A 12,185-nucleotide genomic window follows, 5' to 3' on the forward strand; every position below is an offset into this window, starting at 1 on the left:
TATGAGAACAATTGCAGAGGTAGTAGAGTTTGAAGTGAAGAAATTACCCTTTGTTGAAGAGGCAATGCAGGATGGTTTGATTAATTTATCTTCACTGGCAAGGTTAATAAAACCTTCTATAGAAGAGGCTCTGATGAAGGAAGTAAATGAAGGTGCTATTGTTATGGCGTTAAAGAGATATACAAAAAACATGTCGGGCGCAGTGATGTTGAAAGCAGAGGATATTGGTCGTTATTTTGGTGAAATATTTGTTCGGTCTGGATTAATGACTTGTTCGTATGCCAATTCCCATACATTAATAGAAAATCAAACTAAATTATTACACGAAGTAGATAAAAACGTAGATGCCTATTGTTCGTTTAAGCAAGGCATGTTTGAGTACACTTTTATTCTAAGTCAGAACTTAAAAGAGCAGGTTGACGAACTTTTCAAAAACGAAAAATACATTTCAGGTATTACCAATTTGTGCTCGGTCACTGTAAAACTGAAATCATCAAATGTAGAGGTGATGGGGCTGTATTATTATCTCTTCAAAATGATAGCCTGGAGAGGAATTAACGTTATTGAGGTGGTTTCAACGGCAAATGAATTTACCATAGTGGTAGATCAGGAGAATATAAATGAATCTTTTTCTGTTTTGATGAATATCAAAGAAGGCGTTTCTGCCTAGAGTCTGTCTATAAAGTACGATCCACGCTTTACTAAGATTTTAAGATTGGTAAAGCTGTTAAAATAGTAAGCTTTAAGAATCCTGAAAGGCTTCTCAAAGCACATTTAGACAGACTCTAATTAAGTGTTGATTTTCTCAGTTGTATATTATCAAGGCTATCACAGTAGCTAAAAAACAATGGGACTACTTGAGATGAATGTCTTGAAGGAGCATTGAAGAGTACACAAATGGCAAGTTTGTTTTTTCTATCTACCGCAATTTCACTTCGGTATTGATTCACATAACCTCCATGATGCATAATAGTGCGAGAACCAAATTCAATCACTCTCCATCCTTTGGCGTAGTAAGATTTTTTCACTCCTGACCATCTGTTGAAATATTTTCTATTTCTGCTGGTACTCACTTCAGGAGCAAAAACGCTATCCAATACATGCAATGGTACAATATCGGGTCGGTTGCCCAGTAGAATTTGTAACCATTGGCTTGCATCAGAGATTGAAGTATTGATACCTCCTGCTGATGGTGCGTTATAATATTTGTTATTTTGTTTGGTAGGGTAATATTTTTTAGAAACCGAATTCCACCTATGTGGCATTGCCATATTTGATGTTGAATCTATTGTCAGGATTGAACATGAAGAATGTCTCATATTTGCAGGGGTAAAAATATTATCTTCAAGTAGTTGTTCAAAACTTTTATTGGTTGAGGATTTAAGCACTTCTTCAATAATAGCAAAGGCAACATTTTGGTATGACATAAGCTGGCCTTCTTTTGAAATGAGATCCACCGATTTCAGTTTTGGCATTATTTCTTTGATCCCCATGTCTTCTTCGAGCAAGTTGGTATAACTGTGAAGTGGTAGTCCTGTAGTATGTGAGAGTAAATGCCGAATTTCTATATTGGAAGCCTGTTTCTCGTCGTTTAATACGAAATCTGGTACATGTTCTTTTACCTTGGTATCCCAATCAAGATACTTTTTATTCACAAGCATTCCTGTCAGAATGCCAGTAAATCCTTTTGATACACTGCCAAGTCTGAAAATGGTATTGGTGTCAACAGAGTCTGTAGAATTGACAGTTTTTACTCCTAAACCGTCCATAATTATCACAGAAGTATCTTTTACCACAACGATCGCTGCTCCAGGGCAATCGCTTTGTTCGAAAAAATATTTGAATACTGCCCCAAATTGTTGGTAGGGGGCATTTTCCAGGTGTTTTTCAATAGAAGAGAATGAGATTTGTAAGTTTGGCTCGGTTTTAACCGTTCGGTCTGTCGTAAAAGAAATAACGAACATGAGAAAACCAAATAGGAGTGTAGGTAAAATGTACTTCAAGATTTAACAATAGTATTTTATGGTGTTGATTAATTATTGACCGACAATCTTCTTAATAGGTCAGCAGTTTACTAAAGGTTCTGTTGTCATTATGGTTTCATTTTTTACTAAGTTGTGGGTTCAGCAAAAGTAACATAGTCCGAACAAATTCAACAAATTCATTGGCTAAACTGATAGCTCGATCCGCACCAATGGATGTAACCGAATAGTATTTCCGAACACGTTTTCCAATATTTTGTGTTTGAGATACAATAAGACCGGCAGCTTCTAATTTGTGCAATGTAGGATAGAGTGCCCCTTCGGTCAGAAGTATTTTGCTATCTGTTAATTCTTTTACTTTTTGGGTGATTTCATAGCCGTACATTTTTCCGTTTTCCGAGAGTAGCTTTAATACGATAGTTTTTAGTGTCCCTTTGAGAAGTTCTTTAGAATACATAAAGCAATATACATAATGCTCTTTTGTATTCAAAAAAATACCAAATACTATTAGGTATGATTGGTTGGCTAAAATTCTTTTCTACCCGAAGAGAAAAAGAACCTAAAATGATCAGATTTTCATTTCAATAGCCAAATTTGAAGCATATTTCCAAATATGTGTAAATCTACAAAATCCATTGGGTCAGACGGGAAAAATATGATGAAAATCACATTTCAAACGGGTATATAAGATAAGAATCACTTTTATTATTTATAATTATTCTAAATAACAGTCAAATATATTGCCAATGAATAACGTAAGATGCTTATAATCAGTATTATAAATATACAAAACTACCAAAAGAACCAAAATGCTACGTTTCTGTCCTAAATATGTTTTTGAATTAATTCATGCCGACACTACATTTGCATCCACTACAAAAAGGAAAGCTAAATACTGATGCTAAAACGAAATTGTTTCTATTCCAAAGTGGGATTTTTTTCTAAAAGAATTATCCTTTCATTTTCCTTAATTTTCACTCTATTTATTGCGATCAACAGTGCTCAGGCACAAGATGACGGTATTCCAACGGATGAGGCTGTAATATCAAGTGGTGAGAAACTTTTTAAGGCCAATTGTAAAGTGTGTCATGCTGTTGATCAACGGGTAGTAGGGCCAGCTCTTAAAGATGTTCATAAAAGAAGGCCTGTAGAGTGGATTCAGGCTTTTGTTAAAAACTCTCAAAAAGTAATCAATAGTGGAGATGATTATGCGGTGAAATTATACGAAGAGTATAATAAGACTCAAATGACATCTTTCGATTTTTCGGATGATGAAATATTGTCAATCATTGCTTATCTGAAAGCTGAATCTGCAAAGGAAGTTGTAGCGGCTCCACAGGCTACTGGTGGAGATGGAGAAGTTCAGCAAGAGGAAAACACTTCGGAATACATGACCATCATAATGATTGGGCTTATTGTAGTATTGGTATTGATATTGGCAGTACTGGGACTTATCATCGGAGTACTTAAAAAACACCTTAATGCAAAAGAAGATATATCCGAAGAGGATAAAGAAATAGTAGATCAAAAAATTGACCTACAGAAATTTGTAAAAAGCAATGCATTTTTGGGAATAGTAGCATTTGTGTTTACAGCGATCGTATTGAAGTCCGCTTTGGATGGTTTGTTCACCGTTGGGGTTCAGCAAGGATATCAGCCCACACAGCCTATCGCTTTTTCGCACAAAATACATGCAGGGCAGTACGAGATAGACTGTAATTATTGCCATACGGGAGTAAGGAAAAGTAAGAATGCTAATATTCCATCTCCAAATATTTGTATGAATTGTCACTCGTCCATTAAGACAGATTCTAAAGAAATTCAAAAAATACAAGCAGCAGTGGATACCAATACGCCTATAGAATGGGTGAGGGTTCACAACTTGCCTGATTTGGCATATTTTAACCATTCTCAACATGTGAAAGTCGGAGAAATAGAATGTCAGACCTGTCATGGCCCGATAGAGGAGATGGATGTGGTGTACCAGTACTCACCCCTTACAATGGGATGGTGTATCAATTGCCACAGAGAGACCGATGTGAATACTAAAGGAAATGAATACTACGATAAATTAGTGAAGCTACACAACGAAACAAGCAAAGAACCTATGAAAGTAGAAGACATAGGTGGTTTGGAATGCTCAAAGTGTCATTACTGATTTTATAAAAAATACTTGTACCATTTACGAGATATGAAAAACAACAAAAAGCAATATTGGAAGGGGTTGGAGGAATTGACCAAAAATCCTGAGTTCGAAAAATATGCTGATAAAGAATTTGCTGAACACCTTCCAATAAATGAGGAGAGTGAAGGTGACGGTACAAATCGAAGGGATTTCCTTAAAATGATGGGCTTTGGCATAGCTGCTGCTTCATTGGCTGCCTGCGAAGCTCCTATCAGGAAAGCTATTCCTTATTTGAACAAACCAATTGATGTTGATCCTGGTGTTCCAAACTATTATGCATCTACCTACTTAAATGGTAATGATTTTGCCAGTATAGTGGTAAAAACAAGAGAGGGGAGGCCAATAAAAATTGAACCTAACACACTATCATCTTTAAGTGGTGGTGGTACTTCTGCTCAGGCTCAGGCTTCTGTTTTGTCTTTGTATGACAAAGAAAGACTATCTGCTCCGCAGATGGATGGCAAGGAAACCACTTGGGGTGATTTGGATAAAGCTGTAAGTGCTAATTTAGCTTCAGCCGGAAGGATTGCTTTCGTGAGCAATTCTATCTTTAGTCCTTCTACCCAGGCAGCTATTGATACTTTGAAAGCTAAGTATGCAGGGATAGAAGAAATAACTTACGATCAGGTTTCATTCTCAGGTACCTTGAGTGCCAATGAAAAGAGCTTCGGGAAAAGAGTATTGCCTTCTTATGACTTTAGCAAGGCCAAAACAATAGTAACTTTCGGAGCAGACTTTTTGGGCGAGTGGTTGAACCATTCGTTGCACAACAAGCAATTTGCTACTACCAGAAAGCTTGGCCCGAATAAAAAAGAAATGTCCAGACTGTATGCGTTTGAGTCAAACCTGTCACTAACAGGATCGAATGCTGATTACAGAACAAGGATAAAAGCTTCTCAGCAAGGTATGTATGTGGCTAATCTGTACAATGCAATAGCTAAGAAAGCCGGAGCAGCTACAGTAAATGCCGGTACCATTGAAGATTCTGCTAATCTGACAAAAGCTGCCAACGAACTTTGGGCAAACAAAGGTAAGTCACTTGTAGTATCAGGATCGAATGAAGAGCAGGTACAAGTACTTGTAAATGCTATCAACAATCTGCTTGGCAACTACGGAACTACCCTTGACATCAACTCTTCTGATTATACCCGAAAGGGAGATGATAAGAAAATGGTGAATTTTGTGAAAGATTTGAAATCAGGATCCTTCGGTGCTGTAATCTTTTTCAACTGTAATCCTGTATATGACCATGCGATGGGCAAGGACATGGAAGAAGGATTGAAGAAAGTTAAATTCTCTATTTCTACTTCTGATAGAAAAGATGAAACAGCAAGTTTGGTTAAAGCTATTGCACCGGACAATCACTATTTGGAGTCGTGGAATGATGCTGAACCAGTTAGTGGTAAATTTTTATTGACACAGCCTACCATTTCCAATCTCTTCAATACAAGACAAGCACAACAATCGTTCTTAGCTTGGGCCGGGAATGATGCTACATATTTTGATTTCATAAAAGAAAACTGGAAAAATACCAATTTTACAGCACAATCTGATGAAAGCAATTTTGAAACTTTCTGGGACAAATGCTTATACGATGGGGTGTTTGAAGTAAAGGCTACTGAAAATACTGAAGCTGCTCAGGAGGCAGTAGAAATAGCTGTTGACTATAAAGCGAGTGCAACGGGTTCTGGTGATGAGTTGGTGATTTATGCTACTGGTGCGTTGGGTAATGGATCTCAGGCCAACAATCCATGGTTGCAGGAAATGCCTGACCCTATCACTAAAGCAGTGTGGGACAACTACCTGACTGTTTCAAGAGATAAAGCTGACAAACTAGGACTGGTAGTTGGCGATATGAGCACTAAACTGGCTAACCTGACTGTAAATGGAAAAACTATTACCATTCCGGTGATGATCCAACCAGGACAGGCTGAAGGTACAGTCGGATTGGCTATTGGGTACGGTAGAACCAGTGCCGGTAAAGTTGCCAATGGTGTTGGACAAAATGCATATCCATTCATCAGTTATGCTGGTGGATTTCAAAATATGGCAATCACCTCCGGTGTGAAAATTGAATTGACGTCAGAGGAATATAGAATAGCTCAAACACAAACTCATCATACTTATATGAACAGAAGTAGTGTGGTACAAGAGTCTATTCTATCAGAATATCAAAAAAATCCTTCTGCAGGAAGAGCATTCCCTATGATATCTACTTATCATGGTAAAGAAAAGCCGGGTAATGTGTCGTTGTGGGAAGGACACAAATATCCCAATCACCATTGGGGAATGATTGTAGATATGAACTCATGTACCGGTTGTGGTGCATGTACAGTGTCATGTCAGGCTGAAAATAACGTTCCCGTTGTAGGAAAAGCTGAAGTACTCAACAGACGAGAGATGGCTTGGTTGAGGATTGACAGGTACTATAGCAGTGATGCACCAGAGGGTGATTTGAATGCCATGGAGATCGCTGCTGACCAACCAGAAGTTACATTTCAGCCTATGATGTGTCAGCAGTGTAACAATGCGCCGTGTGAGACGGTTTGTCCTGTTGCTGCTACCAATCATAGTACTGAAGGCCTTAATCAAATGGCGTATAACAGATGTATTGGTACAAGATATTGTGCTAACAACTGCCCATATAAAGTAAGAAGATTTAATTGGTTCAAATACCATGACAACAGCCAGTTCCCTGAAAACACTTCAATGAACAACGACTTGGGTAAAATGGTATTGAATCCGGATGTTACTGTGAGAGCAAGAGGTGTGATGGAGAAATGCTCTTTCTGTGTACAAAGAGTTCAGTATGGTAAACTTGAAGCCAAAAAAGAAGGAAGAAGACCAATAGATGGAGAAATTACTTCAGCTTGTGCTACTGCATGTCCTTCTGAAGCATTGGTATTTGGGGATATGAAAGATCCTAATAGTAAGATTTCAAAAATGTTGAGGCTTAAGGATGGAGAAAATGGCCTTGAAGTGAAAGAAGAAAGAGCCTACAACATGCTTGAGGAGATAAATGTGAAACCAAATGTCTGGTACCTCACTAAGATTAGAAATAAAGAAGAATCAAACGCTTAAAAAAATACAAATTATGCACGCAGAATCAGTAGTTCGCCGGCCTCTTGTAACAGGTGGTAAAACTGTTCACGACATAACAAATGACATTTGTAGTAGAGTAGAAGAGAAACCAAGTAAATCTTGGTTACTGGCTATTACTCTTTCTCTCAGTGTGCTCATAATAGCAGGTTATTACGTGTACAGGTTGTTGTGGCATGGTATAGGTGAATGGGGTTTGAATAAAACAGTAGGTTGGGCTTGGGATATAACCAACTTCGTATGGTGGGTAGGTATCGGTCACGCAGGAACATTGATTTCTGCAATTCTTCTTTTGTTTAGACAAAGATGGAGAATGGCGATCAACCGTGCTGCTGAAGCAATGACCATTTTTGCTGTAATTTGCGCAGCAATGTTTCCGGTACTTCACATGGGAAGACCATGGTTGGGAGCTTACTGGGCTCTACCATTACCTAATACATTTGGATCCCTTTGGGTAAACTTTAACTCACCATTACTTTGGGATGTATTTGCCATTAGTACTTATTTTTCGGTATCCCTTGTGTTCTGGTACATAGGTTTGATTCCTGACTTTGCTACAATCAGAGACAGAGCAACAACCAAAATCAGAAAAGCGATTTATGGTGCTTTGAGTTTTGGTTGGGATGGTGCTTCTAAAACCTGGTCAAGATATGAAACAGTATCTCTTGTACTGGCTGGCTTAGCTACACCTCTCGTACTTTCGGTACACACTATTGTATCAATGGACTTTGCAACTTCTGTTATACCGGGATGGCATACAACAATATTTCCTCCATACTTTGTAGCAGGAGCTATTTTCTCTGGATTTGCGATGGTATTGACATTATTGTTAGTGACCAGAAGAGTATATAAATTAGAAGATTACATCACCATCCAGCACATCGAATTGATGAACATTGTGATCACTATTACTGGTTCTATTGTGGGTGTGGCATACATTACAGAATTCTTTATAGCATCTTATTCTGGGGTTGAGGCGGAACAATATGCATTTTTGAACAGGGCTTTTGGTCCTTATTGGTGGGCTTATGCCGCTATGATGACATGTAATGTTATTTCACCTCAGCTATTTTGGTTTAAAAGTATCAGAACAAATATTGCTTCAACATTTGTAATCTCAATAATCGTAAATATAGGAATGTGGTTTGAAAGATTTGTGATTATCGTCACTTCTCTTCATAGGGACTTTGTTCCATCCAGTTGGGCTATGTTTTATCCTAAGCCGGCAGATATAGGAGTTTACATGTTTACGTTTGGTTTGTTCTTCACGGCATTTTTCTTATTTGCTAAGTTCTTTCCTGTGATCAACATGGCTGAGGTAAAGAGTATTGTTAAAGCAACATCAGAAAAAACAGATAAATAATATGGAAAGCGATAAAAATTTCGTGTTGGGTGTTTATGATGATGAAGATCTTTTGTTGAAAGGAATAAAAGATGTTCGTGAAGGAGGGGTGAAAATTCATGAAGTGTATTCACCATTTCCGGTACATGGTATTGAAGCTGCATTGGGTTATAAGACATCAAGGTTATCTGTCGCCGCATTTTTATTCGGAATAACCGGGACATGCCTGGCTTTGACACTACAAATCGGTACTATGACTGTGGATTGGCCAATGATTGTTGGAGGTAAAGATTTCTTTCCTTTTCCTACTTTTATTCCTGTGACGTTTGAGTTAACAGTACTATTAGCCGCTTTTGGGATGGTTGGTACTTTTTTTACAGTTAGTAACCTTAAGCCTTGGGGAAAACCAAGAATATTTGATTTGAGAATTACTGATGATAAACATGTGATGGCCGTTGATTTGGCTAAAAACGGAATGTCTGAGGAAGAAATAAAGAAGGTGCTTCAAGCGTCTGGAGCGTCGGAAGTGAACAACAAGAACTTTGTATAATTGATTTGATTAGAAAAATCGTTAAGATGAATTTTTATAAATATACAAATTGGGTAATCGTAGCATCCTTGGGGTATGGACTCATGTCTTGTGCTTCTCGTGGCGATAACCCTGGTGTGGAATATGCACCTCAGATGTACCATTCCGTTCCTTATGAAGGGCTATCCCAAATTCAGGATGAAGAAGCAGGCAGATGGCTGACTTCTATGGAGGATGTACCCGGAGAGTTTTATACTTCCAATCCTAATAACCCTCATGCCATGAATATGAGGGAGCCTGTTGCAAATACGGTAAAGAGAAATAAAAACGGATACCTCCCTTACAGGATTCCAAAGGATAGTCTGACACTGGCTGCATCTGTGTTGAAAAATCCTCTTGACTCTACTTCAGCTATAGTTGCTGAAGGTAAAATACTTTTTGACAGATATTGCGAACACTGCCATGGATCTACCGGACTTGGGGATGGCTTGGTTGGTGAAGTTTTCAAAGGAGTTACACCTTATAATTCCAGGGCTGTAAAAGACAAACCTGCGGGACATATTTTTCATGTGATCACCAACGGTAAAGGACGAATGGGTTCACATGCCTCTCAGGTAAGTGTAGAGGACAGATGGAAAATAGTAAGATTTGTTCAAACCCTTCAAAAACAATAATTCATACTTTACGATTATGACTGACGAAAAATATATATTCTCTGGGAAGGCAAAGAAAAACCTGGTCATCACTTTGGTAGTTGGTGTGGTGTTGGCAATTGTGGGAATAATTCTGATAAATACAGGAGGACACCATGGAGGAGGGCACGAAGCACATGAGGCTGCCGGACATCATGACACTGCTGTATGGTTGAAACGACTTTATGCAGATATTTGGATTAACAATATCTTCTTTACAGGACTGGCTATTATAGGAGTTTTCTTCGTTGCGATTCAGTATGCAACTCAATCAGGATGGTCTGTTGGATTTAAAAGAATAGCATTGGCATTTGGTAATTGGTTACCAATTGCTGGTGGAATAATGCTTTTAATGTTTTTTGTGGCAGGTCATGACTTGTTTCACTGGACACATCATAGCCTTTACGAAGAGTTTTTGGAAAGTGGAAAACCAAACCCTGAGTATGACTCAATTATAGCTGGGAAATCATGGTATTTGAACACACCTTTCTACATAAGTAGATTGATTGTTTTCTTTGTGGTATGGATTCTTATGTTCAGAGTTATGAAGAAAAGAATGTTTGCAGAAGACCTTGAAGGAGGTACAAACCAATGGTTTAAACTTAGAAGTTTATCCGCCATATTCTTGGTGTTCTTTGCCTATTCTTCTTCAATGGCAGCCTGGGATTGGGTGATGTCTATAGACCCACACTGGTACAGTACTATGTTTGGTTGGTATGTATTTGCCAGCTGGTGGGTTACTGCACTTGCATCTATAGCTTTAATTGCGGTGCTCTTAAAAGACAAAGGGTATTTGAAAATAGTAAACGAAAACCATCTACATGACTTAGGTAAGTTTGTATGGGGGTTCAGTATCTTCTGGACATATATATGGTTTTCTCAATTCTTGCTTATTTATTATGCAAACATTCCTGAGGAAACAATTTATTTCATTGAGAGACTCCATAGTGAAACTTATGTAGGTTTCTTTTGGATCAACCTGATATTGAATTTCTTCCTGCCATTTTTCTTATTGATGACCAGGCAGGCGAAAAGACATACAAGAATGTTGAAAGTTGTTTGTCCGATTATCATTTTTGGACACTGGATAGATTTTTTCTTAATGATTACTCCGGGTACAATGAAAGATAATGGAGGATTTGGGCTGTTGGAAGTAGGGACTATTTTAATATTTGCATCTGGATTTTTATTTGTAGTATTAAGTAGTCTTGCGAAGCAACCATTGGTTGCTAAAAATCACCCAATGTTGGAAGAAAGCCTTCATCACCATATTTAAGAGATCGAAAATATTTTATAGATAGAGTTATGCTGAATTTAATTATCTGGTTAGCGGTTATTTTAATAATAGCCATCCTCGTTACCATTTTCAGGGCACATACACTTGTGCAGGTAATGAAAGATAAGAAAGCTGAAGACATAGGAGCAAGCAATAATGTCAATGGCATCTTATTTATGGTGTTTTTGGTATTAGGAGTTATTTTATTTGCAGGTTATTCTTTTTCGGAATTTGACCGATATACCGTACCGGTAGCTTCAGAACATGGGGCTATTACCTTCAAACTGTTTTGGATTACCATGGCAGTGACCATATTCGTTTTCATTGGTACACATATCTTTCTTTTTTACTTTGCTTTCAGGTATAAACATAAAGAAGACCAAAAGGCTTATTTCTACCCGCACAATGATAAATTGGAGATGATATGGACTATAATTCCTGCTATTGTTCTTACTTTATTGATCTGGTCTGGGTTTAGTGCATGGAGCAAAATCACTAGTCAGGCTCCTGAAAATGCTGAAGTAGTGGAGGTTGTAGGCTATCAATATGCTTGGGCTTCACGTTATCCGGGAAAAGACAAGGCATTAGGAGATCATAATTATCAGTTAATAGATTCTGAAAATCAATTAGGTGTTGATTTTACCGATAAAAACGCATTAGACGATTTTATGCCAAGAGAAATTCATATTCCGAAAGGTAAGCCTGTATTGTTTAAAATCAGGGCAAGAGATGTGATACATAGTGTGTATGTACCTTGGTTTAGAATGCAAATGAATGCTGTGCCGGGTATGCCTACTCAATTCTGGTTTGTTCCTACCAAATCTACTGAAGATATGAGGAAGGAGACTGGCAATCCAGATTTTCAATATGAGTTGGTATGCAATAAAATTTGTGGAAAAGGTCATTTTGCAATGAGACACATTATTGTAGTTGATGAACCTGAAGAATATGAGAAGTGGTATGCTTCTCAGGAGTCTTGGTTGTCTAAAAACCCAGATTACACTGCTAAGTTGAAAAAATCAAAAGCAGCAGAAAGTGTTGCCTTAAAAGCGGGCAATTAATACGATCAAATTAAAAGTA

10 protein-coding genes are annotated in these 12,185 nt (G+C 37.9%); 8 read left to right on the plus strand and 2 right to left on the minus strand.

What is annotated here, in order from left to right; genetic code table 11:
• Position 1: 1 nt before the first annotated feature.
• Positions 2–670 carry a hypothetical protein gene (locus AAOP42_RS20245; protein WP_349530408.1) on the plus strand — a complete coding sequence of 223 codons (669 nt, stop codon included), beginning with the start codon at positions 2–4 and terminating at the stop codon, positions 668–670.
• 115 nt (positions 671–785) lie between these two features.
• Here AAOP42_RS20245 and AAOP42_RS20250 read toward each other — a convergent pair whose 3' ends face one another.
• Positions 786–2,003 (minus strand): serine hydrolase domain-containing protein, encoded by a 1,218-nt coding sequence (locus AAOP42_RS20250; RefSeq protein ID WP_349530409.1) that lies wholly within the window; start codon positions 2,001–2,003, stop codon positions 786–788.
• A gap of 97 nt (positions 2,004–2,100) precedes the next feature.
• Entirely contained in the window at positions 2,101–2,439 is a 339-nt protein-coding gene (locus tag AAOP42_RS20255) for a PadR family transcriptional regulator (RefSeq protein WP_349530410.1), read from the minus strand.
• A 441-nt stretch (positions 2,440–2,880) separates the two neighbouring features.
• On the opposite strand from AAOP42_RS20255, the gene AAOP42_RS20260 reads away from it, so the two are divergent.
• The 7 genes from AAOP42_RS20260 to AAOP42_RS20290 are packed head-to-tail and all read left to right on the plus strand — an operon-like array spanning position 2,881 to position 12,166.
• Entirely contained in the window at positions 2,881–4,140 is a 1,260-nt protein-coding gene (locus AAOP42_RS20260; RefSeq protein ID WP_349530411.1) for a c-type cytochrome, read from the plus strand.
• Positions 4,141–4,173: 33 nt separating this feature from the next.
• Positions 4,174–7,248 carry a TAT-variant-translocated molybdopterin oxidoreductase gene (locus AAOP42_RS20265; RefSeq protein ID WP_349530412.1) on the plus strand — a complete coding sequence of 1,025 codons (3,075 nt, stop codon included), beginning with the start codon at positions 4,174–4,176 and terminating at the stop codon, positions 7,246–7,248.
• 13 nt (positions 7,249–7,261) lie between these two features.
• Positions 7,262–8,629 carry an NrfD/PsrC family molybdoenzyme membrane anchor subunit gene (gene nrfD, locus AAOP42_RS20270; RefSeq protein WP_349530413.1) on the plus strand — a complete coding sequence of 456 codons (1,368 nt, stop codon included), beginning with the start codon at positions 7,262–7,264 and terminating at the stop codon, positions 8,627–8,629.
• Position 8,630: 1 nt separating this feature from the next.
• A complete protein-coding gene (locus AAOP42_RS20275) occupies positions 8,631–9,158 on the plus strand; it encodes a DUF3341 domain-containing protein (protein WP_349530414.1) in 528 nt (175 codons plus the stop codon).
• Between the two features lie 26 nt (positions 9,159–9,184).
• Complete coding sequence (locus AAOP42_RS20280; RefSeq protein WP_349530415.1) at positions 9,185–9,811, plus strand: c-type cytochrome; 627 nt, start codon at positions 9,185–9,187, stop codon at positions 9,809–9,811.
• Positions 9,812–9,827: 16 nt separating this feature from the next.
• Positions 9,828–11,105 carry a quinol:cytochrome C oxidoreductase gene (locus AAOP42_RS20285; protein WP_349530416.1) on the plus strand — a complete coding sequence of 426 codons (1,278 nt, stop codon included), beginning with the start codon at positions 9,828–9,830 and terminating at the stop codon, positions 11,103–11,105.
• Between the two features lie 29 nt (positions 11,106–11,134).
• Complete coding sequence (locus AAOP42_RS20290; protein WP_349530417.1) at positions 11,135–12,166, plus strand: cytochrome c oxidase subunit II; 1,032 nt, start codon at positions 11,135–11,137, stop codon at positions 12,164–12,166.
• Positions 12,167–12,185: the final 19 nt, after the last annotated feature.

Origin of the sequence: Reichenbachiella sp. MALMAid0571 (assembly GCF_040151475.1) — a bacterium.
Lineage (GTDB): Bacteria > Bacteroidota > Bacteroidia > Cytophagales > Cyclobacteriaceae > CAXBNB01.